This window comes from Comamonas sp. UBA7528, from assembly GCF_002479375.1.
Classification (GTDB): Bacteria; Pseudomonadota; Gammaproteobacteria; order Burkholderiales; family Burkholderiaceae_C; genus Comamonas.
Genome location: NZ_DLMU01000004.1, coordinates 289,573 through 312,968, shown reverse-complemented (window position 1 = coordinate 312,968; position 23,396 = coordinate 289,573). Strand labels below are relative to the sequence as shown.

Sequence of the window (23,396 nt, the reverse complement as noted above, 5' to 3'; positions counted from 1 at the left end):
TATTCACAAAATATAATTAAAGACCAAAGACCACTTTTGCACTCACAGCAATCTGGTACATGATTTGTGTCATGTCTTTCCAGAACTGGCGCTTTTTCTCATCCACCTTGGGTAGCACCAGAATCTGATCACCTGCGTGAATATCGGTATTGGCAAAGAGCTGTTTGGGGTTGACCTGGTCAAACGATCCATCACGACGGGCCACTACCACGCGAGCGTTGTCGGCCATCTGTGTAAAACCACCGGCGCGCTGGATGTAGCCCTCCAGGCTCAACTTTGTTTGATAAGCGACCGCATTGGGGAATAAAACCTCTCCGCTTACCAGTACTAGGTCGTCCCTGCGCGGAATGCGGATGACGTCACCGTTTTCCAGCAGCATGCCGCTCAGTTGACTGGCCTTGGCAATCTGTACCTGGCCCGTAGGCTCAATCTGCTTGGCACGTTGCACCCACTGCAGGGTCAAATCGGCCTCATCCTTGCGCAACTTGGCTTCATCGCTGCTGCCGCTGCGGGCGGTCAACAGACTCATTTCCAGGTTGTGCAGGCTGGTCTGCAACATTTCTTTCTGACGCAGCTTCACGCTTTCTCGGAACAGTTGCACGCTGGCCATGTCGGAGTTGGTGCTTTGCTGAATCTGTTCCAGCAAAGTACCCATGGGGGTGCCGTAGGGCAGCACATATTCTTGGGCACTGTTGTGCTCCCCCTCCACGCGCACAGTAATGGTTCCGGGCTTTTTGTCTGCCGTGAATTCCAGTTCATCCCCGTCGGCCAGTGCCACAGAGTTGGCTTCGCTCAGAGCGTAATACTCGGCGTTGCGCACGCTGCCGGTATTGCGCACCACGCGCACATGGGTGGCAATAGACAAGGGCTTGGCCACTTGCATCAACTGTGCGACGGTTTGATGCCCGCTTAGAAATTCAAAACGCTTGGCATTTGCCACCAACCCCTTGACACTGACACGCCGAGCATATGGCGGAACAAAGATGACATCACCATCGGCCAATTGCACCATCGGCATGGTTCCGTGCAGCAAAAAATCATACAGATTGACGGTGGCCTTGGTGACTTCGCCTCGCTTGACCTGCACCTGCAGATAGCTGCCGCGCTCCGGGTCCACGCCGCCGGCCATGTCCAGATAGCGCAACACGCTGTCCATGCTGGTGCCGTTGTAGAGGCCGGGGCGATTGACATTGCCGCCGACAAACACGCGCACCGGCTGGGCCGCAGCCAGGCTGGCGTAACTGCTCACGTTATTACGGAAAGTACGACGCACGGCAGCCTGTACTGCGGCCTCCAGCTCACGGTTGCGCACACCCAATACCTGTACGGGACCTGCGTGCGGCAAGAAGATATTGCCGCGCGGGTCTACGGTCAGTGATTGCTCATACGCAAACGCACCCCATAAGCGCACCTCAATCTGATCGCCAATCGCAATCGCGTAGTCGGGATTGAATTGCGTCGCGCCAGGTTGGCTGAAGGCGCCTGTGAACAATTGGGCGCCAAACACATCGCTGGACTGGTTGTTGATCTGGTCCTGGGTTTGCGCAGTCAAGCTCTGCGAACCCGGTGCTTGCCCCGCCGCCCGAATTGGTGAACCTGTGTTGCCACCTGCATTCTGCGTTTGGGGCTGGTAAAGGCTGCTTGCAGGTGTGGTGAAAGCAGCACTGGGTGCCACGGGCGGAAGCACCGCAGTGGGTGTGGGGTAGGCAGAGCTGGCAACGCCACCGTTGACGTACGAGCCGTTGCCCGAATTGGTCGTCGCATTGTTGTTGGTGCCTGCGCCAAGCCCCAGGGTGCTGTTGAGGTCATATTGCGCCCGCGCTGTGGGCTGCCACATAGCTAGTGCCAGCAGCACCAGCATGGCGCCAGGGCGCAGAACACGGCGGCCTGTGAGATGGCGCGCGTTGAATGCTTTTAAATGCAGAGTTGCGGGCGTCGGATCTGTCATCATTTTTTGGGTCTAGAAATGAGAAATGCCTGCAGGTATTTCGCTGCAAGCGATTAATTCAATAGCTATTGACAGTTCTGCCTTCAAGTTTCGGCGTATCTGCCAAAGATATATGTCCTGTTATGCCAATACCGCATCCTGTTTGGCAGGCAACTTCAATCGCGATGGTCACGGACTATGGCAAGCAACAGGTGCGCCAAGCCGGCCAACAGCATGATGGTGACCAGCCAGATACTGGTGGTGTACAGGCGCCGGGGTTCCTTGGCGTCTTGCGGCAAGTTGGGTTGCTGCAGAACAGAGACTTTTTTCAGCGTGCGTGTGGCTTCAAGACGCCCCTGTTCCAGCGCAGTCAGTGCAGTCTTGTACATGTCCAGGTCAAACTTGGACTGCAACTCGAGCTGCGCAAAGGCTTCAGCCGTACGATTCAGGGTTTTGCCACCCGGAGCGGCCAGCTTGGCCTGCTCCTGCGCGATCTGCTTTTCCAAAGCGTCGATGCGCTGATTCAGCAAAACGATGTTGGGATGGTCCGCAACCAGATAGGCTTGCATGGCAGCGCGCTGGGCCTGCAGGTCCGCCATCTGCCCTTGCAGATTGGCCACGATGGCAGCAATCACCTGGGCTGCAGCTTCGGGAGAAATCATTCCCTTTTTGTCCTGAAACTCCAGCAATGCACGGCGCGAGGCCAGCACCTTGCTGTTTAGAGCTTGCACCTGCCCTTCCAGAAAGGTAACTTGGTCCTGGGCAATCGCATGTGCCATGTGGTTCATGAAACGTTCGCCCTCTTGCACCAGCATTTGCGAAATCTGCTGCGCCTTTTCTGGTTCATAGGCTTGCGACTTGACGACCAGCACCCCCGCAAACTCGTCGTATTCCACCTGCACACGGCGCAGGTAGTAGGCATAGAAATTTTCACGACTGGCCTCAGCACCCTGCCACATGCGGGAGAACCAGTCACCTTGTGATCCAAAGTGTTCGCGCAGGTGCAACGTGGTGTCCAGCTTTTCGGCCATGTCGGGTGAGCGCAGGTGCTCACGCAGCAGAAGCTGATCGTCACGGTTGCTCCCTGTTGAGCCAGAAATCAGACTCCCCAGATCAATCGCCGCACCGCTGTGGAGGTTGGTACTCTGAATGATGAGACGCGACTCGGACACATACCGATCCGAGGCAATGCCCAGCCAGTAAACAGCCGTACAGACACACGCTGCGGCAGTAATTGAACGCAAGGGAGAGCGGCGCAGCCATTGTTGAACTGGGCCGCGCAAAGTAGAGGCGATATTCATGAAGTGGAAACGGAAGTGCTGTCGTGGTAGGCGCGCAAGGCGTCGTCAATCTGATCAAACCAATGGGCTTGCCCGCGGTGCAGCCACACACCTGCCTGGCAAAAATCTTTCAACGTCGCCTCGCTGTGCGAAACCATGATGACGCTGGCCTTGCCTACCTTATCCTTGAATGCCTTGGAAGCCTTGGCCTGAAAAGACCTATCCCCCGCAGCAGTGATCTCATCGGAAATATAGACATCAAAATCGAACGCCAGTGATAAACCAAATTGCAGGCGCGATTTCATGCCAGAAGAATAGGTTTTGATAGGCTCATCAAATGCCGATCCGATTTCGGCAAAATCCTGAACCTGGGACAGAATGCGGGGAATCTCATGCTCCACGCCGTGGATGCGGGCAACAAACTTGGTGTTCTGCCGGCCAGTCATGCTGCCTTGCAGACCCCCACCAAACCCCATCGGCCAGGACACCTTGCAGTGCCGTCGCACTTCGCCTTTGGAGGGATAGTCCACCCCACCAATGATGCGCAACAAGGTGGATTTTCCGGCCCCGTTGCCGCCCACCAGACCAACACTGAGTCCGGCAGGAATACGAAGATTGACACCCTGGAGCACCCAGGGCCCCATTCCATGGTCTGTGTAATAACGTTTGTGGATATCGAGAACTTCAATCATTTACTGCATCACCAAGCGCTGATTGAAGCGCCGAAACAACGCCAACCCCAGAAACAGCAACACCAGCGCACACTGATAGGCATATACCAGATCCAGACCGGCAACTGAGTGGTAATAAGGTGCAAAGCCCACGCGGGATGCCTCAATCGCATGCGCGATCGGGTTCAACAGTAACCAATCCAGATAAGGGGACTGAACCAGCGAAAGGGGGAAGACGACACCCGAAACCATCATCAACGGCATCATGATGAAGTTGATGATGCGCTCGGTCTCTGGCACCAGTTTGATGAGCACCCCAAAGATCATGCCCAAACCCAGGGCGCATAACCAAGCCAGCGTAAAGGCTTCCAATACATTCCAGCCGCTAGCGGGCCAGTCCATCCACCCCATTACGGCACCCGCAGCAAATACCGTGGCGCTGATCAACAGCATGGTGACACCCTCAACCACGGAGCGCACCAGCACTACATCTGCAGGCCGCACCTGACGGTAGGCAAAGAGTGAGCTGTTCGCATCCACCCCGTTCTGCACCTGTGACACAGTGCGCCGGAATGTCATGAAAACCAGCATTCCGCTGGCAATCCATAAAGGGGTTTCAATGCCGCCGACATGGCGAACCCTGATGACTGTGAATATGAGAATCAGCCACAGCACATTGGCCACAGGCTCCAGAACCAGCCAGACCCACGCCATACGCGAGCCAAACATGCGCACGATGGATTCACGCAGAAATAATGCTTTCCACACCGCCCCTGCTGCTTTGAAAATATTATTCATTACCCTCTCTTGCAGATCCTTGCATTAGTATTTATATTTATAAATTAATATGAATATATTTATGCAGAACTTATCAAACAATATTATAATGTTAAATAAAAATATATTTATCAACATCAATATGGCCAGCGATTATAAATGTCAAAAGTTGTACCATCTTGTTTCGTAAGAAATTTTTACCTTTTGTTGACATAACACCGTGTCAGATGTATGCCTCTAGCAAAGACCAAAAGGAATAAAAAACAGAACAAACGTTCGATTTTTGGCACCCCCCCCCCCAGCATCACTCGGACCTTCGCTAGACCTACGCGGTCAGTGGGCCGGTCCCGGCAACGCTGCTTGGGACGCAGTCAGCACCCATCACCTCTTTGGCACGGAAAACGACCAACGGATACAGACGGCAACGCGCATGGCGATCAATAACTCTTGCAGGTCAACTACGTGATATGCGTCCTCGGTTACACGCGCTGCCAAGGCGGACCAATGCAACAGCCACCGCGGAGGATCATCGCCATCCAGGCCGGGAAGAAAACGCCTGAACCGCCGTTTTTCCTCCACGGTGCAAGCACGCTATGTTACAAACTAGGCCGTGCCGCTGTTGGCACGGCTGATGTTTGCCCAATGGCCCGTTCACTGCTCGGACTCCGCCCTGCAGCCTCCCAGACCCCGCTGGAGCTGTACACCACCACCCCGCTCCAGACTCCCCTGAACGGTGCCGCGCTGCAGGCCCGCTTGCGGCAAAAGCGTTCTTCGGCCTATGTGCAGGCCGTGACACAGCTGGATGCCGGTGGACACGTGCACAGCCCTGCCGCCACCCAGGCCTTGATCGATGCCATCCGCAATGAATTGCCCGATGTGTCGATCGATGCACTGCCCTTTGGCATCGTGTCCCGCTGCTATCTGGGCGCCCCCTATGAAGTGCATACCCTGGACTGCAGCGGCAGCATCATCCAGCACTACAAGACCCATGAAAGCCTGCCCTCCACGCTGGAGCGGGCGCGCAGCCTGGCCCAGCACCCGGCTTACGCCTTCATTGAAGTCTATGGATCCCGCCTTATCGCGGTCAGCTCCTCCGGGCAGACCGCGCTCATTGACCTTTGACCTCTCCGTGCTTGCCCTATGAGTTCTGAACGCATCATCCAGGTTGCAGACCTGTCCTTGATCCTCGGGTCGCTTCGCTCCTTGCAAAGCGATATCGGCACCGTCTCCAACCAGGTGGACAACGTCGGCCACGACCTGTCGCAGACCCGTGCCGAACTGTCGCGCCTGGAGCAGGCTTTCGCAGACTTCGTCGAAGCAGACCTCAAGGCCAAGGAACTGTCGCTGGCCGAAACCCGCCAGGTGAAGATCCGCCAGGAAATCGAAAACACCTTCGGGCAGAACGCCGTGGTGCGTCGCCAGGCCACCGGCATCCTGCAAGCCTCCGACATTCAGCTGGTGCGCCAGGAAACCATTCGTGGGGCAACGGAAGAGCTGATGCTCTCGACCCCCCGCTACTGGCTGGCACCGGCCCTGGTGGCCTTGGCCGCCTGGCTGGGAGACAACCGCGATCTGGCCCAGCGCGCGCTGGCCGAAGCGGTGCGCCGTGACGACGAAAAGACCTCGCTGTTCTTTGCCCTGATCTCCCGCCGTGCCGGCCGCAGCGAAGCCAACCGGACCTGGCTGGACCGCTACTTCGGACTCCAGAATCCACACCAGCTCGACCGCCAGACCGTGGTGATGGTCGATGCCATGGCCAATGGTGTCTTCAATGCGGACACCACACAGCTGTGCTCCAAGCGCATCACCGCCTGGATCGAAGAACTGTCGCAGCAGGCGGGATTTGCCGAGGCACAGCGCAGCCAGTGGAGCGACGCCTTGCGCTCCAAGACCTCCCACGCAGACCATGCGGACGACTATCCCCATCTGTCGCGCTTCAGCCCCACCTGGGGTGCGCTGGGCACTTCGCTCAACGAAGCCTCCATGCAATCGGCGGTGCTGCAGCATTTCGAGCAGGTCTTTCAAGGCGAGATCAAGCCCGCCAGCAGCGTGCTGGTGGCCGTGGACGATCTGCTGACCAAACTGGTCACCCGCTTTGACGATGAGGAGCTGCCACTGCGTCGCCAGGAAGAACTGTGCCGACTGATCATTGAAGAAAGTGGCGACAAGCGTGCCGCCCAGAGCCGCTACGACCTGCAAAGCAAGACGCTGGACACCCAGGTGGACTTCACCCAGCTGCTGACCAATGCCGCCATGCACCCCGAAACCTCGCATGTCACGCGGGCCACGCAGCGCTTTGCGATTGCACATTCGCGCGACTGGATTCTGGATGCCCACAGCGATGTGACCGCCAAGGCACGGCAAAAGGTGCCACAACGCATTGATCTGCAGCTTGAAGACTGGAGCGGCCAGACCGGTGCCGGAGAAAACGAGGCAGAGCTGCTGGCCAGCCTGGCCGCCCATCTGGACCAACGCGAAGCCGAGGCACTGGCAGGTGCCAAGCTGGGACTCAAGCACTGGGGCGCCGTTGCCATCGGTGCCGTTCTGGTGCTGATGAGCGTGTCCTACGGCATGGTCTCGCTAGTGCTGGGGCTGGCCGCACTGGGCTGGGCCTATCTGGGCCACCGCACCGTGCAGAAACTGCGCATCAAGATCCGCGACGACTTTGCGCGCCTGAAGACCCAATCGGCACAGGCATTGCGCGCCTGCATGGCAGAGACCGTGGAGTTGCGCCGCGACCTGGCGCAGCGTGATGGCGTTTCGGCCCATGTGACGGCCCTGCTGGAAAGCATCAGCCCGGCACAGCATCTGCTGTCCGGTCACGACAACGTGCGCCGCGTCATGGCCGCCTAATCACACCAGGATTCCCTATGCCCCGAGACCTCTTTTCCACCGTGGCGCCTGCGACGCCGGACGCCTCCAGCCCCGCCGTGGCGACGCCTTCCGTGCAACCCGCACCAGTTGCAGCCCAAGCCGTACCACAACCTGACCGCGATGCGCTGGCGGGAGCGTTGCCTGACTGGGATCTCCTGCCGGGTTCGCCCTTTGTGCGCCGCATCAAGTGATACGAGGCTGGTTTTCCCGCCCTGTTGATACAGCATCGCCTGCCGCAGAATCCGCTGCAGGCGATGCCCCACAGTCCTACGCCCAATGGAGCCAGTGCCTCGATGCCCTGGCCAGAGAGGACAACGACGCAGCTTGCCTGCTGCAGCTCGAGAACGGTCAGCTGGAGTGGACTGCGGGTGTGGCCCCCATGCTGGGCAAACGGATCAGCGAAGAAGTCCAGCGCCGGCTGCAACGCTGCTCCGACCGGTTGGCACGTGATCTGCGCCTGGGGGCGCAGGAAACCCTGATCGTGCGCGCCGTGCTCCAGGGACGCGTGCAACTGGGTTTTGTCCACCGGCTGTGCCAACTGCCGGTGCTACCCGCGACTACGCAGCAGCACCTGCAAAGCGAAATTTTCAAATTTGCCGAGCGCGCACAGAAATCGCTGGAAGACACAGCCAAGGCCGACCGCAGCGGACAGCTGGCCACCCTGTTGCGCAACAACCCGCTGACGGGCTATGACCGCACGCCGGCGTCCTCCAGCCCCCTTCATAACGCGCCGCCGGCAGCAGCCGCCCTGCCTCCGGCCACGGCCACAGCGGCTGCACCCCGCAGGCGCAACATCCTGAACTGACCATTGCTTCCATGAGCGACACCGCCGAATTCAAAGCCACGCTGACGCGCTATCTCAAGGCGCGCATCCCCTTCATCTCCATCCGCAGCGCCGAGCGCAGCCGGGTTCTGGAACTGCTGCGTGACGTCGGCGCCACGCTGCAGGCTCCGATCTATGTGCACACGCTGTCCCAGGGGACACGCGAACTCGGCAGCAACCGCTCCGTCAACGACGACCGCTCCGTGACAGGTGCCGTGGACTTCGCCAGCCAGCAGTTCGCCCAGCGCCAGAATCTCACCGCGACCCTGACCGAAGTCTCGGACATTGAAGACGACACACCGGCGGCGCGCCACCTGCTGGATGTCGTCATGCTGGCAGCCGAGAACAGTGGCTCGGTCATCGTGATCACCACCAAGCCGGTCTGGGGCCAGCTGCAGCGCGCAGGGATGTCGCTGGTGCTCTCCGCCCCCACCGAAGACGAGATGCTCGGCATCATTCGTGACAATCTCAACGCCTACCGCGAGCATTTTCCCATCGAATGGGACGATGCCGACGAGCGCCGTGCCGCAGCCGCACTCGCGGGGGTATCGCGCATCGAAGCGGAGAACATCATTGCGACCTTGCTGGCCAACGGCCGCATCACCAAGGCCGACATGGTCGAGGTGATGCATGCCAAGGACCGTATTTTTGCCGACATCTCCGGCATCGAGCGTGTCAATGTGCGCAGCAGCAGCCTGAACGTGGGCGGATTGGGAGGCCTCAAAGCCTGGCTGGACAAGGAACAACCCCTGCTCACCGCGGATCTGCGCGAACGTGGCATCCGGCCACCCCGTGGCGTGCTGCTGGTTGGGGTGCCCGGCTGCGGAAAATCGCTGTCTGCCAAGGCCATTGCAGCCAACTGGGGACTGCCGCTGTACCGCCTGGATCTGTCCACCATCCATGGGCAGTACCTGGGGCAAAGCGAAACCCGTCTGAAGGATGCGCTGAGCACCGCCGACCATGTGGCGCCCTGCGTGCTGTGGATCGACGAAATTGAAAAAGGCCTGGCAGGCGCCGGAGGTAGCGGCGATGGCGGCACAGCCACCCGCTTGGTCGGCCAGTTCCTCTACTGGCTGCAGGAATCCCTGGCCCGCGTCTTTGTGGTTGCCACCGCCAACGATGTGTCCAAGCTGCCACCGGAACTGCTGCGCCGGGGCCGGTTTGATGAACTGTTCTTTGTCGATCTTCCCACCCCGGCAGAGCGCCGCGAGATCATCGGCATCTACACCCAGCGCGGCTTGCGGCAGGAAGTCCCTGCTGCGCTGCTGGACGAAATGGTGGAGCTGTCCGATGGCTTTGCCGGCTCCGACCTGGAGTCGGCCGTGCGCGAGGTGGTCAAGGAAGCGTACCTGCGCGGCGACGAGGTCGTGACGGCGGAGCTTTTCCGCCGGAGCTTCACCAATGTGGTGCCCTTGTCCAAGACAGCGCCGGAGCAGATCGAAAGCATCCGGGCCTGGGGGCGGGAACGTGCCGTTCCGGCATCGGGCCAGCCCATCGGCGCGGCCACGCAGCAAGTCCGCGCCCGTCGCCAGGTTCTGGCCTGAGGCACCGCCAGCGCACCCGTGCGGTGCGCGCTGTCCTGCTGGCGCCCGGCCCTCGGCTCAGGGCTGGGCGCTAGACGCCCTGCCCATCCCTTATTGCCGCAGCCAGTGTGCCAGCCCCGGCAGAGCGGCCTGCGTTGCGGCATATCCAGCATCCATCGCCTCTTTGGCACGGTGGAAGTCCAGCAGACCCAGATGCGCCAGGCGCGGGGCAATCACCAGTTCGGGCGGGTCACCGGCCATGCGGCTGCGCGTGATGCGCATCTGCATGATGTTGACGCTGGTCATCACCACATCCAGCACCGAAGGAATGCGCATGCCATCCACCAGCGGGCTATTGGCGACGGCCGGTGGCGCACCGACGCCAGGGATCCAGGAGGTCAAGCGCTTGGACCAAGGCTTGCCGGGGGACGGCATGACGGCCCCTGCATCCTCCACCGCTGTGCCACCGGCTGGTGGCACAGGGTAAGGCGGCGTCCTGTTCAACATGCCGTCCCCCTCCTCGTCACCATCTTCTGTCTGCTGGTGGCGTGGTGATGGAATCGGTGGCGGAGCCTCCTGTACCGCCAACGGCTGCATGTGGCGTTGCATCAGGTCAACATTCAGATCCACGGCGATCACGATGTCCGCCCCCATGGCACGCGCCAGCGAAGCCGGCACCGGATTGACCAGACCGCCGTCCACCAGCAAGCGCCCTTCGCGCAGTACCGGGGTAAACAGGCCGGGCAGTGCGATCGAGGCACGCACTGCATCAGCGATCGAGCCCTGGCGCATCCACACCTCGGCGCCGGAATGCAGGTCGGTGGCCACGGCACCAAACGGAATGGGAGAGTTCTCGATATCGAAATCGGCGAAATTGCGGCGCCAGAAGCTGATCAGCTTCTCTCCCTTGAGCATGCCTCCGGCCAGATTGAAGTCCATGAAACCGAACACATCGCGCATGCCCAGGCCCTGCACCCAGTCGGCAAAGCGCTCCAGCTCGCCACCGGCATAGGCAGCCCCTACCAGCGCACCTATGGAGCTACCGCAGACCACATCGGGCTGTATACCCGCATCCCGGAGCGCCCGCAGCACGCCAATGTGCGACCAGCCACGGGCCGAGCCGCTGCCCAGCGCCAAGCCCAGTTTGGGGGTACGCCGGGTCAATGCCATCAGGAGCCTCCGTCCACGTTGCTGCCTTGCAGCAGGGCCAGCATGCCTGCCTCGTCCAGGACCTTCACGCCCAGTTCCTCGGCCTTGGCCAGCTTGCTGCCGGCATCTGCCCCGGCTACCACATAGCTGGTCTTCTTGCTGACCGAGCCGGCCACCTTGGCGCCAGCGGCTTCCAGCATGTCCTTGGCTGCATCGCGCGTCAGCGTGGGCAAGGTGCCGGTCAGCACCACCGTCATGCCAGCCAGGATCTGGGCCGGTTTTTCGGCCGGGGCGCCCTCTTCCCAGTGCACCCCGCAGGCACGCAGCTGCTCCACCACCTCTCGGTTGTGGGGCTGCGCAAAAAAGGTATGGATGCTGTCCGCCACAATGGGACCGACGTCACGCACTTCCAGCAGTTGTTCCACGCTGGCGTCCATGATGGCATCCAGCAGGCCGAAGTGCCGGGCCAGATCCTTGGCCGTGGCCTCCCCCACATTGCGGATGCCCAGCCCGAACAGAAAGCGCGGCAGCGTGGTGGACTTGGATTTTTCCAGAGCATCCAGCACGTTCTGCGCCGATTTTTCGGCCATGCGGTCCAGCGCCACCAGCGATGTCAAACCCAGCTTGTACAGATCGGGCAGCGTGCGCACCACATTGCCATCCACCAGCTGGTCCACCAGCTTGTCGCCCAAGCCTTCAATGTCCATGGCACGGCGGGCAGCAAAATGCAGCAGTGCTTCCTTGCGCTGGGCTGCACAGAACAGCCCGCCGGTGCAGCGGTGGTTGGCTTCGCCTTTTTCGCGCACCACCGCACTGCCGCAGATGGGGCAGGCAGCAGGCATGCGGAAATTGGGCACATAGGCGGCCCGCGTACCGGGCACTCTGCCGACGACCTCGGGAATCACGTCCCCCGCGCGGCGCACGATCACGGTGTCCCCCACGCGCACGCCTTTCTTGCGCGTCTCGAACAGGTTGTGCAAAGTGGCGTTGGTCACCACCACCCCGCCGACCGCCACCGGCGCCAGGCGCGCCACAGGGGTGAGCTTGCCGGTACGCCCCACCTGTACGTCGATGCCTTCCATCACGGTGGGCATCTCTTGGGCCGGGTATTTGTGGGCCACGGCCCAGCGCGGCTCGCGCGTCACAAAGCCCAACTGGCGCTGCAGGGCCAGGCTGTTGACCTTGTAGACCACGCCGTCGATTTCATACGGAAGCGTGGCGCGCTCGGCCCCCATGCGGGTGTGAAATGCCACCAGCTCGGCAGCGCCATGGGCAATCTGCACCTGCGGCGCCACCGGAAATCCCCATGCCTTGAGCTGCTGCAGCAGGGCGTAATGGGTGCCAAACTGAGGCCCTCCCTCAGCCACCGGCGTGACATCCCCCATGCCGTAGGCAAAGAAGGACAGCGGGCGCTGGGCGGCGATATTGCTGTCAAGCTGGCGCACGGCACCGGCCGCCGCGTTGCGCGGGTTGGCAAACAGCTTGGCACCTGCGGCCTCCTGGCGGGCGTTGAGCTTTTCCAGATCCGCACGGCGCATGTACACTTCGCCGCGCACTTCCAGCACCGGTGGTACGCCACCCACGCCCGTCGGCAGGGTCAATGGAATCTGGCGGATGGTGCGGATATTGTGCGTCACCTCCTCGCCCACCTCACCATCACCGCGGGTGACGGCATGGACCAGACGGCCCTGCTCGTAGCGCAGGCTCATGGCCAGACCGTCGAACTTGGGCTCGCACACATACTCCACTGCCGGCGCGCTTTCGTCCAGCTCCAGCTCGCGGCGGATACGGGCATCAAAGGCTTCGGCGCCTGTGGCTTCGGTATCGGTCTCGGTACGGATGGACAACATGGGCACCACGTGGCGCACCGGCGTCAAGCCGTCCAGCACGGCACCGATCACACGCTGCGTAGGGGAATCCGGGGTGATGAGCTGCGGATAGGCCCCTTCCAGGCCCTGCAGCTGCTGGAACATGCGGTCGTATTCGCCGTCGGGCACGGTGGGCGCATCCTGCACATAGTATTCATGCGCCCACTGCTGCAACTGGGCACGCAGCGCCTGCACCTTGGCCACGACCGCCTTGGGAGCCGGCGTAGCGCTTGCACTGGGCGTTTCACCCGAAAAAAGATCAAAATTTTCGGTCATCAGACTTCAATGGTTCAATACGCTGCGCGCGGCAGGCATGCGGGCTCCCCCATCCTCGCCCGAAAGAGCGATGGCGTAAAGCCCAGGCCACACCTGCGCAACCAGCGCGGCCTCGTCAGAGGCAGAGCCGCACGCAAGGGCCGCCTGGCACCGGCGCGGCCGTTTCGTCCCGCATCGCCACGCGACGCAATCGCGTGGAGCAGGCCGCGTCGGGCGACTCTGGGGAAATGCCTTAATTAAACAAACGGCGTGCCAGCATGGATCCGGCAGACAGTTCGCGCTGGTCCAGCTGGTCGTACAGCAGTTCCAGATCGCCAGCAATGGGCTCCAGCACCTGAGGGTGCAGCGGCTGGCCGTTCTGGTCGCACAGCACGCCATCCATGGCTTCACACAGCGCCTGCGCCACTTCGCGCAGCTTGGCAAACGGTTGCTCGGTGCGCGGCACCTGGGGTACGTCCAGACTCAGCATCACCTCATGGAAGGCAGTGCGATCCAGATCGGCGGCCTGGGCGGCCTGGGCATCAAACGCCAGCACCAGCAGCGGGTAATTGCCCGGCACCGGCGACGGCAGCATCATGCGGCCCGGCATATTGGTCATCACAAAGCCCAGCTGACCGGCATGCTGGCGCACATAGCCCGGGCTCCAGGCGGCAGTACGTGCGCGCAGCATGAAGCTCAGCTGCGCATCGTGCTCGCTGGCGAACTGGTCCAGCTCTCGCGCCCGGCCCACTTCGTGCAACATGTCGGGCAGCTCCAGCGCCCCGTTCAGCGCATCAGCAAAGGTCTGGGCCTTGGCGGCAAACTCGGAGAACTCGATCTCGTTGAGCGCACCGGTGCGGTTGGCCAGTTGCACGCCCGCCTGGAAGGCGTTGTAGCGCTGGCCGGCGCGCACGCTTTCCCAGTCGCGCGTGGCCTCGTTGAAGCCTTCGATGCGGAAAGGCTTGCTACCCGCCCGGCGCGTGGTGGGCTGCACCTGCAGTGCCGCCTCGCCGGAAACGCTTTGCTCCATCTGGATGGGCGCGATGGCATCGATCAGTCCATCGAGCGCCAGCTTGCGTTCGGCCGGCAATGGCTGGTGCACCGGCGCTGCAGCTGCGGTCTGTGCCGGAGATGGTTCCTCCGCCCCAGCACCGCTGGTCACCGGGGCCACGGCCTTGTCCGGCTGCGGCGCAGCCACGGGTGCCTCGAACTCCGGCTTGTCCGGCATGGCATCCAGCAGCGGATCGTGCAGCGGCGTGCTCAGCGGCTGGGTAGAAGCCTGGCGCATATGGGGGGGCAGATCCGTCACGTCCACACCGTCCAGCGCAGGCTCGAAGCGGGCCGCATCTTCAGCGCCCTGGCGGGCTTGTTCGTCCCGGTCCGCACGTTTGGGGGCGTGGCGACGGGTGTTCCATGCGTTGTAGGCCACGATCAGGCCGAGCAGGACAACGCCCACGACGGCCAGACTGATTTGCAGGGTGCTCATGAATGGGTCTGTTTCGTTTTCAAGCCTCGGCCATGGACAGCGCGGACTCCATGTCCACGGCCACGATGCGGGAGACACCTTGCTCCTGCATGGTCACGCCGATCAGCTGTTGCGCCATTTCCATGGCGATCTTGTTGTGACTGATGAACAGGAACTGGGTGCCCTTGCTCATGCTGGCCACCAGTTTGGCATAGCGCTCGGTATTCGCATCGTCCAGGGGGGCATCCACCTCGTCGAGCAAACAGAACGGCGCCGGGTTGAGCTGGAAAATGGCGAACACCAGCGCAATCGCCGTGAGCGCCTTCTCGCCACCTGACAGCAGGTGGATGGTCTGGTTCTTCTTGCCCGGTGGCTGGGCCATGACCTGCACGCCTGAATCCAGGATTTCATCGCCGGTGATGATCAGCTTGGCATTGCCGCCGCCGAACAGCTCCGGGAACATGCGGCCAAAGTGGCGGTTCACCGTGTCGAAAGTGCCCGACAGCAGCTCGCGCGTTTCGCCATCGATCTTCTTGATCGCGTCTTCCAGCGTCGTCATGGCGCGGGTCAGGTCGTCCATCTGCGCGTCCAGGAAGGTCTTGCGCTCCCGTGCGATCTGCAGCTCTTCCAGTGCGGCCAGATTGACGGCACCCAGGGCGGCAATCTCACGGTGCAGGCGGTCGATATCGCCTTGCAGGCCATGCAGGCGCACATTGCCTTCCGCAATGGACTGGGCCACGGCGGCCAGATCGGCATTGGCCTCGGTCAACAGGCCTTCGAACTGCTCCACCCCCAGGCGTGCGGCCTGCTCCTTGAGCTGGAATTCCGTGATGCGCTGGCGCAGCGGATCCATGCTGCGCTCCAGCTGGGTGCGGCGCTCGTCGCTGGCACGCAGCTTATTGGTCAGGTCATCGTATTCGCTGCGGCAGGCGGCCAGGGCCTGCTCGCGCTCCATCTTCAGATTCAATGCATCCTGCAGACCGCCTTGGGCTGCCGCATCGTTCAAGCGCCCCTGCTCGGCCACGGCGCGCTCACGCTCCTCGGCCAGGGCCTTGCTCTGCTGCATTGCCGTTTCCATGGTGCGCTGCAACTCGCCCTTGCGCGCTTCCACGCTGCGCTGGCTGAAGGTGGCTTCCTGCGCACGGCGTTCCAGCGTGCGCTGCTGTTCGCGGCATTCGGCCACTTTCCGTTCGCACTCGATCACGCGTTCATCCAGCTGGGCATGGCGCTCCTGGCTGTCGGCCAGTTGCATGTCCAGCTCTTCAAACCGGGCCTCGGCCGCCACGGCGCGCTCCTGCAGCTCTTCGAGCTGGGCCGCCACTTCCCCCAGGTCCGCGTCCAGCTGGGCCGTGCGGGCACGCGCCTGCTCGGCCAGTTGGCTCAGTCGCAGCGACTCCACCTGCAACTCGTGCGCGCTCTGCTTGGCCTCCGACGCTTCGCGCCGTGCCGTCACCAGGCGCTGCGACGCATCGGCATACGCGCTTTCTGCGCGGGCCAGGGCCATGCGGGATTCTTCGTGGATCAGTGTCTGAGCGCGGAGCTCTTTTTCCAGATGCTCAATTTCCTGCGCCCGTGCCAGCAGACCGGATTGCTCGGAATCCTGGGCATAGAAACTCACGCTGTGTGCCGTCACGGCGTGCCCGGTGGGCACGTAAATGGTTTCACCAGGCTGCAGGCTGGCGCGGCGGGTCAGCGCCTCGTCCAGCGTCGGTGCTGTGTAGCAACCGGTCAGCCAATCGATCAGCACGGCCTGCAGGCCGGCATCGCTGATGCGCAGCAGGTCCGACAGACGGTTGACGCCTTGTCCGTTCTGCGCAGCAGTGGCCGATGGCTTGTTGTAGAAGGCCAGCCGGGCGGGCGGCGCATCGTGCCCTCCGGCGCCCAGAAAGCCACGCACCATGTCCAGGCGGCCGACTTCCAGTGCACCCATGCGTTCGCGCAGTGCGGCTTCCAGGGCGTTTTCCCAGCCGGGCTCCACATGCAGGCGGCTCCACAGTCCCTGCAGACTGTCCAGCCCGTGCTTGGCCAGCCAGGGCTGGAGCTTGCCGTCGGTCTTGACCTTTTCCTGCAGCGCCTTAAGGGCCTCCATGCGCGCAGCCAGATCGGCCTGGCGGGCGCCTTCCTGGTTCAGCGCCTGTTGCCGTTGGCGGCGCTCATCATCGAGCTGGGGCACACTGTCCTGCAGCTCCACCAGCGCCGCTTCGGCCATTTCGGCCAGCTCGGCCGCTTCTTCATACTGCTGGCGAAGGTTGGTGACGCGGGTTTCGTCCGGTGCAGCCAGTGCATTGCGGTCGGCACGCAGGCGTTCGTGCCGGGTCTCCAGCTGGCGAGACTGTTCGCTAGTGCTGCGCTGCTCGGCAGCCAGCACCTGGATTTGCTGCTGTACCTGAGTAACCAGCTGGCGTTGCTCGTTGGCCTTGGTCTGGGCAGTGCGGTGCGCATCCTCCAGATCGGGCAGCTGCATCGATTGCTCTTCGAGCTGGGCTGCCAGCATCTCCGCCTGCTCTTCGGCATCCATGCCCTGACCGGCCAGGGTTTCCAGTTCGATCTCGGCCTCTTCGCGGCGCGTGCTCCAGGCGGCAATCTGCTCGCCCAGCTGCTGCAGGCGCTGTTCCACACGCTGGCGACCTTCCACCACATAGCGGATCTCGGCTTCCAGCCGGCCCACTTCCGCCGTGGCTTCATACAGCTTGCCCTGGGCCTGGTTGACGGTGTCCCCGGCCGCATAGTGGGCCTGGCGGATGGTCTCCAGATCGGCCTCGATCTTGCGCAGCTCGGCCATGCGCGACTCCACCTCGTTGACCGCTTCCAGCCCTTCTGTGCGGATCTTGGCCATGTCGGCTTCGGCATCGGCACGCTTGAGGAACCACAGCTGCTGCTGCTTGAGCGTCACGCTGCCTTGCAGGGCGTTGTACTGGGCAGCCACTTCGGCCTGCTTTTCCAGTTTTTCGAGGTTGGCGTTCAGCTCGCGCAGAATGTCTTCCACGCGGGTCAGGTTCTCACGCGTATCTGACAGGCGGTTTTCGGTCTCGCGACGGCGTTCCTTGTACTTGGACACGCCCGCCGCTTCTTCCAGGAACAGGCGCAACTCTTCGGGGCGGGACTCAATGATCCGGCTGATGGTGCCCTGGCCGATGATGGCGTATGCGCGCGGGCCCAGACCGGTGCCCAGGAACACGTCCTGCACGTCACGGCGACGCACCGGCTGGTTGTTGATGAAATAGCTGCTGTTACCGTCACGCGTGAGCACGCGCTTGACGGCGATTTCGGTGTACTGCCCCCACTGCCCCCCGGCACGGTGGTCGGCGTTGTCGAACACCAGCTCCACGCTGGAGCGGCTGGCCGGCTTGCGGTGGGTGGTGCCGTTGAAAATCACGTCCTGCATGGACTCGCCACGCAGCTCACTGGCCTTGGACTCCCCCAGCACCCAGCGCACCGCATCCATGATGTTGGACTTGCCGCAGCCATTCGGCCCCACCACACCCACCAGTTGCCCAGGGAGCAGAAAATTGGTGGGTTCGGCAAAGGATTTGAAGCCAGCAAGCTTGATGGAATTAAGGCGCACGGGTCAGATCAGTGGCAGAGGAATGGTATGGGAGAGTGCGAAGCGGAAAACAGGCCCGCATGATACCGCGCTTGGCTGCAGGCCAACCGCATGGGCCACGCCAGCAGACTTCAAGTCAAATGGGCGCTTTATCCTTTCACAGAAACGACATGAAGCTATGGATTCAGAAGCAACGCCACGGCACGTTGGGCGGCACTTTTCTGGCGCCATGCCTGGTCGCCACGCACCGCATCGTGCTCCGCGGTCCCGAATCCACCCCGGACGCGGCCGTGGAGCGGTGGCCCAGGCCAGGCGCGCAGCGTGCGCCAAGGGCCTTGAATCAGGCGCCGCGCGGCCCAAAGGCAATGATGGCCATGCCGCCCAGGCAGACCAGGCCGCCCACCACATCCCAGGTGCTGGGCCGCACGCCGTCCACGGCCCACAGCCACAGCAGCGCCGCCGTCACATACACCCCGCCGTAAGCCGCGTAGACCCGCCCACTGGCGTCAGGGTGCAAGGTGAGCAGCCAGGCAAACAGGCCCAGGCTGGCAGCCGCCGGCAGCAGCAGCCAGGCGCTGCCCCCCTGACGCAGCCACAGCCAGGGCAGGTAGCAGCCCACGATTTCGGCCAGGGCCGTCAGCAGGTACAGGGCAAATGTGCGCATGGGAAAGACAGAACCGCCACTAAATGACGGTGTCCGGTGTAAAAGAATCCACAAACCATAGCATGCAGTGCAGATGGAAAGCCCCGCTGGGGCTCATTTCCCTCGGAATAGGTGTTGGCGATCACGCCGTCCCTGCGCAGCCTCGCGCTGCAGCTCCGCTGCAGCCCAGCCTAGTCAAGGAACTGGACATCCATCACCATTCGTCCGGTCTGCGGTGGCCGGAGTCACCAGCGCGCCAGTCAGGCGATGGCGGTGTGCTCCACGCCACTGAACTGGGCCACCCAGGTTTCGAACTGCGCCACCGGCACAGCCGGACTGAACAGATAGCCCTGCCAGGCATGGCAGCCGTTGGCATCCAGGAAATCGCGCTGGGCTGCGGTTTCCACGCCTTCCGCAATCACCCGCAGCCCCAGCGAGCTGGCCAGGGCAACGATGGTCTTGGCAATCGCCTGGTCGTTGGCATTGGTCAGCACTTCCCGCACAAAGCTCTGGTCGATCTTGAGCTGCTCCAGCGGCAGACGCTTCAGATAGGACAGCGAGGAATAGCCGGTGCCAAAGTCGTCCAGCGAAAAGGCCACGCCCAGGCCGCGCAGTTGCTCCATCTTGCGGATGGTGTCTTCCACATCGGACAGCAGCATGCCCTCGGTCAGCTCCAGTTTCAAACGGTCGGGCCGCACGCCGTGCGAGGCCAGAGCCTGCTCCACATCCTGCACAAACTGCGGTTGCTGGAACTGCAGCGGGCTGACATTGACCGACAGCGCCAGCTCCGCCAGACCCGGGCGCTGCGCCCACTGCGCCAGCTGGCGGCAGGCGGTGTGCAGCACCCAGCGGCCCAGTTGCAGCACCATGCCGTTGTCCTCGGCCAGTGGAATGAACAGTGCGGGCGAGATAAAGCCCTTGACCGGATGCCGCCAGCGCAGCAGCGCCTCGGCCCCCACCACCTGATCGTGCATGACCTGGGGCTGGTAATACAGATCGAACTGGCTTTGCTCGATCGCGTTGCGCAGATCGGCTTCCATCTCCGCGCGAGCGCGGATCGCAGACTGCATGCTGGGGTCGAAGAAGTGCAGCGCGTTGCGCCCGGCACTCTTGGCTTCGTACATGGCCAGGTCTGCCCGCTTGAGCAGCTCTTCCACCGTCTCGCCGGAGCCATGGAACGTGGTGGCCCCCATGCTGACAGTGACGTGGCAAGGCGCGGTACCCAGGATGAAAGGCTCGCGCAGCGCCTCCATCATGCGGCGCCCCAGTTTTTCGGTCTGCTGGGCGGCCTGCAGCGGATCGGCCGGCAGGTTCTCCAGCACGACGGCAAATTCGTCCCCACCCTGGCGGGCCAGGGTGTAACCGGCATGCGGCCCCTGGGCCAGGCAGTGTGACAGACGCTGTGCCACCTGCAACAGCAGCGCATCGCCCTGGTCGTGGCCCTGGGTTTCATTCAGGGTCTTGAAATTGTCGATGTCCAGCAGCAGCAACGCCCCAGCGGTGTTCTGGCGCGGGCAGTGCTGGAGCGCGTCATGCACCCGCTCCAGCAACTGGCGGCGGTTGGGCAGCTGGGTCAGCATGTCGAACAGCGCCAGGTTGCGGATCTTCTCTTCCGCCTGCTTGCGCTGGCTCAGGTCCATCAGCGTAAAGACAAAGTCGCTCTGCACCGGACTGCCAGACAGTTCCATGGCCCGGATCTTGCCATCCTTGCAGTGCACGGCCAGTTCGCAGCCCGGCATCACCCCCTGCACCATCGCTTCGCGCCGTGCCGATTCCACCCAGGCTCGGCTGGTCTGGCGCTGCGATGTATCGGGCTGGATGGCATTCCACCAGTCATCCAGCGTCCGCAAGTCCTCTGGACCGTAGCCGGTCAGCGCCGTGAAACGGTCGTTGGTAGAGAGAATGCGCTGCTGCGCATCCACCATCAGCATCCCCACCGGCAGCGCCTGCAGCATGGCGCTGAGCCGTGCTTCACGCTGCTCCAGTGCAGCCTGCAACTGGCGGCGCTCGGACACGTCCTGCACCACCGAAATATGCTGGCCCAGCAGTTCCTGCTGGCCATCCAGCAAGGGAGATGCAGCCACCTCCACCCAGATCAGCTGTCCATCGCAGCGGCGCATGCGCTTGGACTGCAGATAGTTGGAGATCAGTCCCTGGCGCAGCTCGCTCAGCAACCGGCGTGTATCCTCCACATCCTCGGGCGCACTCAGCTCCAGCACATTGGTGCGCAGCAGCTCTTTTTCACTGAAACCCAGAATCTCACAATAGCGCTGGTTCACCTGCAGCAAGCGCCCAGTTTCCGAGCACACCTTGCTCACCCCCATGCCGCAGTGATGGAACAGATCGTGAAAGCGGTCCATGCTCTCCTGCAATGCCGATTGGGTGTGCTCCACTTCCTGGCGGGCCTGTTGTCGCTGGCGGGCCAGCAAGGCCACCAGCAGCGCCAGCAGTGCACTCGCACCCAGGCCGCCGGCCCCCATCAGCCACGGGTGAGCACTCTCGACCTGGGACAGCAACGCGCTGCGCGGCAGCAACTGCACCCGCCAGATACGGTCGTGCACGGCAATGTCACGCAGCACCGGGGCCAGGGTGGTGGAGGATGCCTCCCAATTGGGCGTGCGATAAATGGTGCGGCGCAAGTTCTCGCCGCCAGGCTGCTGATCGGCACGCCCCAGATCCTCTACGGTCACCGCCACGCCATCGAGCTGCACCGCGTCCAACGCATGTAGCAGCAGCTCGCGCGTCTGCAGACTGATGTTGACTGCGCCCTGGAATACCGGCTCGCCCTGGCCGGCAGGCGTTACAAACACCGGTGCGCGGATCAGCACCCCGGTGGGGTCCTTGTCATCCTGCAGCAAGGTGAATGGCGCTGTCATGGACACCTTGCCGGTGGCACGCGACTGCAACAGGCTCGAGAGGCTTTCGGGCTGCAGATACACATCCAGCCCAGCCAGCGCGGCATTGCCACGCAGCGGCCAGACATAGTCGACCACGGCGTACTCCGAGCGATCGGCCGCAAAGCGGATGCGCAGATCCTGGCGTGTCACCTGACCATCCGCGCGCAGGCTGGCTTCAAAACTGGCCAGCTCGGACGGAGCCAGGATGCGGGTAAAGGTCAGAGCGCGCAGACCGGGGTAACGGCGCGGCACATCCATCTCCACCATGGTGGCGTCGAACTCCTGGCGGCTCAGATAGGGCTTGACCGAAAAGCGCGCCTGCAGGCCTTTGACGATTTCGCCATACGAGTTGACGCTGTGCTCCAGCCCCTGCACCAGGGTATCGATGCGGTGCACCGCGCGCTCGTGCGCCATGGTCTGCACCGTGCGCTGCAGCATCCACGCCAGCACCAGGCTCAGCAAACCACCACCGCATAGCACAGCCCCTGGCAACAACCAGACCGAGACCCACGTGCGCGAAGAAGGAGCAACTGCCATGAAGGGGGAGGAGAAGATCACACAGACGAATAAGACGATAGGCGGCTAAAACTGTGGACCACTTAAAAGCATAGTGCCTTTCTATGTTGCTGAAGGGCTGAATTGATGACTTTTCTATCTAAAACGTCAACACTTTGAAACAGAAATGACTTGAATCAACCTAGGTGTTGTGCGGATGAGCGGTCATCCGGGTGAAAAACACCCTCACCCTCCATCCTCATCCCAGCCAGCCCTGCTTGTTCTGCACCGACTCCTTCAAAAACCGCCACACCGTCTGTATGCGGGGCAAACCCTTGAGCTCTTCCGGCATGCTCATCCAGAACGTGCGGGTGAAGCAGGCTTGCTGGGGCAGCACGCGGCTCAATGTCGGGTCACGGTCGGCCAAAAATGCCGGCAGCACCGCCAGCCCGGCGCCTGCCCGCACCGCCTCATACTGTGCAGTGATGCTGGTGGAGCGGAAGGCAAAGCGCTCCGGGCGGTATAACTGGTCCAGCAGTTGAAGCTCCTTGGAAAACAGCAGATCGTCCACGTAATGGATGAAGCGGTGGTGGCGCAAATCCTCGCGCTGGGCCACCAGCGGGCGGCGGGCCAGGTACTCGCGCTCGCCATACAGGTACAGGCGGTAATCTGCCAGCTTGCTGACCACCACCGTCCCGCGCTTGGGCCGCTCCAGGGAGATCACGATGTCCGCCTCGCGCCGCGACAGGTGCAGCAGGCGTGGCAGCGCCAGCAAGTCCACCGACAGCTGCGGCCACTGCAGCGTGAGCCTGGCCAAGGCCGGCGCCAGCAGTTGGGTGCCCAGACCTTCGGTGGTACCCACACGCACCAGGCCGCTGGGGGCCTCGGCATCATCCACGGCCAGTTCGGCCGCATGCTCCAGTTGGCGGGCTGCCTGGGTCATGGCTTCGATGGCCGGCAACAGCTGGCGGCCGGCCTCGGTCAGTTGGTGACCGTCGGCCCCCCGGGCAAACAGGCTTTTGCCCAGCGTTTTTTCCAGCGCCTGCACGCGTCGCGCCACCGTGGTGTGCTCCACCCCCAGGCTCCGGGCCGCGCCCGCCAGCGTCCCCGCCCGGGCCAAGGCGCCAAAGTGGCGCAATTGTTCCCAATCCATGTTGTCCCTCGCATGACTTAGTACCAGGCTGACACGGCTTGCGCGCCTTGCA

At 62.5% G+C, this 23,396-nt stretch carries 16 protein-coding genes; 5 read left to right on the top strand and 11 right to left on the bottom strand.

Annotated features, from left to right (window positions below):
• Positions 1-16 precede the first annotated feature (16 nt).
• From B3349_RS05525 to B3349_RS05510, 4 genes are all read right to left on the bottom strand, one after another.
• Positions 17-1,951, bottom strand: coding sequence for a polysaccharide biosynthesis/export family protein (locus B3349_RS05525; protein ID WP_291587102.1), 1,935 nt, complete (start codon positions 1,949-1,951; stop codon positions 17-19).
• 152 nt (positions 1,952-2,103) lie between these two features.
• A complete protein-coding gene (locus B3349_RS05520) occupies positions 2,104-3,228 on the bottom strand; it encodes a KpsE/RkpR family capsule polysaccharide export protein (protein ID WP_291587099.1) in 1,125 nt (374 codons plus the stop codon).
• Positions 3,225-3,899 (bottom strand): ABC transporter ATP-binding protein, encoded by a 675-nt coding sequence (locus B3349_RS05515; RefSeq protein ID WP_291587097.1) that lies wholly within the window; start codon positions 3,897-3,899, stop codon positions 3,225-3,227. The genes B3349_RS05520 and B3349_RS05515 overlap by 4 nt, the downstream gene beginning before the upstream one ends.
• The gene (locus B3349_RS05510) at positions 3,900-4,676 is read right to left on the bottom strand and encodes an ABC transporter permease (protein WP_291587094.1); all 777 of its coding nucleotides are present in this window, start codon (positions 4,674-4,676) and stop codon (positions 3,900-3,902) included.
• 621 nt (positions 4,677-5,297) lie between these two features.
• On the opposite strand from B3349_RS05510, the gene B3349_RS05505 reads away from it, so the two are divergent.
• The 5 genes from B3349_RS05505 to B3349_RS05485 are packed head-to-tail and all read left to right on the top strand — an operon-like array spanning position 5,298 to position 9,896.
• A complete protein-coding gene (locus B3349_RS05505; RefSeq protein ID WP_291587092.1) occupies positions 5,298-5,777 on the top strand; it encodes a hypothetical protein in 480 nt (159 codons plus the stop codon).
• Between the two features lie 18 nt (positions 5,778-5,795).
• Positions 5,796-7,508: a hypothetical protein gene (locus tag B3349_RS05500; RefSeq protein WP_291587088.1), complete on the top strand. Its 1,713-nt coding sequence runs from the start codon at positions 5,796-5,798 to the stop codon at positions 7,506-7,508.
• Between the two features lie 17 nt (positions 7,509-7,525).
• The gene (locus B3349_RS05495; RefSeq protein ID WP_291587086.1) at positions 7,526-7,720 is read left to right on the top strand and encodes a hypothetical protein; all 195 of its coding nucleotides are present in this window, start codon (positions 7,526-7,528) and stop codon (positions 7,718-7,720) included.
• Positions 7,717-8,334 (top strand): hypothetical protein, encoded by a 618-nt coding sequence (locus B3349_RS05490; protein WP_291587084.1) that lies wholly within the window; start codon positions 7,717-7,719, stop codon positions 8,332-8,334. Before B3349_RS05495 ends, B3349_RS05490 begins: the two co-directional genes overlap by 4 nt.
• Before the next feature lie 11 nt (positions 8,335-8,345).
• Entirely contained in the window at positions 8,346-9,896 is a 1,551-nt protein-coding gene (locus B3349_RS05485; RefSeq protein ID WP_291587082.1) for an AAA family ATPase, read from the top strand.
• Positions 9,897-9,986: 90 nt separating this feature from the next.
• Here the strand turns inward: B3349_RS05485 and B3349_RS05480 are convergent, their stop codons facing one another.
• The 7 genes from B3349_RS05480 to B3349_RS05450 form a co-directional block, all read right to left on the bottom strand.
• Positions 9,987-11,045 (bottom strand): patatin-like phospholipase family protein, encoded by a 1,059-nt coding sequence (locus tag B3349_RS05480; RefSeq protein ID WP_291587080.1) that lies wholly within the window; start codon positions 11,043-11,045, stop codon positions 9,987-9,989.
• A complete protein-coding gene (gene ligA / locus B3349_RS05475) occupies positions 11,045-13,168 on the bottom strand; it encodes an NAD-dependent DNA ligase LigA (RefSeq protein ID WP_291587078.1) in 2,124 nt (707 codons plus the stop codon). Before ligA ends, B3349_RS05480 begins: the two co-directional genes overlap by 1 nt.
• 232 nt (positions 13,169-13,400) lie before the next feature.
• Positions 13,401-14,633 carry a cell division protein ZipA C-terminal FtsZ-binding domain-containing protein gene (locus tag B3349_RS05470; protein WP_291587076.1) on the bottom strand — a complete coding sequence of 411 codons (1,233 nt, stop codon included), beginning with the start codon at positions 14,631-14,633 and terminating at the stop codon, positions 13,401-13,403.
• Positions 14,634-14,652: 19 nt separating this feature from the next.
• A complete protein-coding gene (gene smc / locus B3349_RS05465; RefSeq protein WP_291587075.1) occupies positions 14,653-18,177 on the bottom strand; it encodes a chromosome segregation protein SMC in 3,525 nt (1,174 codons plus the stop codon).
• 319 nt (positions 18,178-18,496) lie between these two features.
• Entirely contained in the window at positions 18,497-18,820 is a 324-nt protein-coding gene (locus tag B3349_RS05460; RefSeq protein ID WP_279998875.1) for a YnfA family protein, read from the bottom strand.
• Between the two features lie 239 nt (positions 18,821-19,059).
• Positions 19,060-22,233 carry a bifunctional diguanylate cyclase/phosphodiesterase gene (locus B3349_RS05455; RefSeq protein ID WP_291587071.1) on the bottom strand — a complete coding sequence of 1,058 codons (3,174 nt, stop codon included), beginning with the start codon at positions 22,231-22,233 and terminating at the stop codon, positions 19,060-19,062.
• Positions 22,234-22,450: 217 nt separating this feature from the next.
• Complete coding sequence (locus B3349_RS05450) at positions 22,451-23,344, bottom strand: LysR family transcriptional regulator (RefSeq protein WP_291587069.1); 894 nt, start codon at positions 23,342-23,344, stop codon at positions 22,451-22,453.
• Between the last annotated feature and the right edge of the window lie 52 nt (positions 23,345-23,396).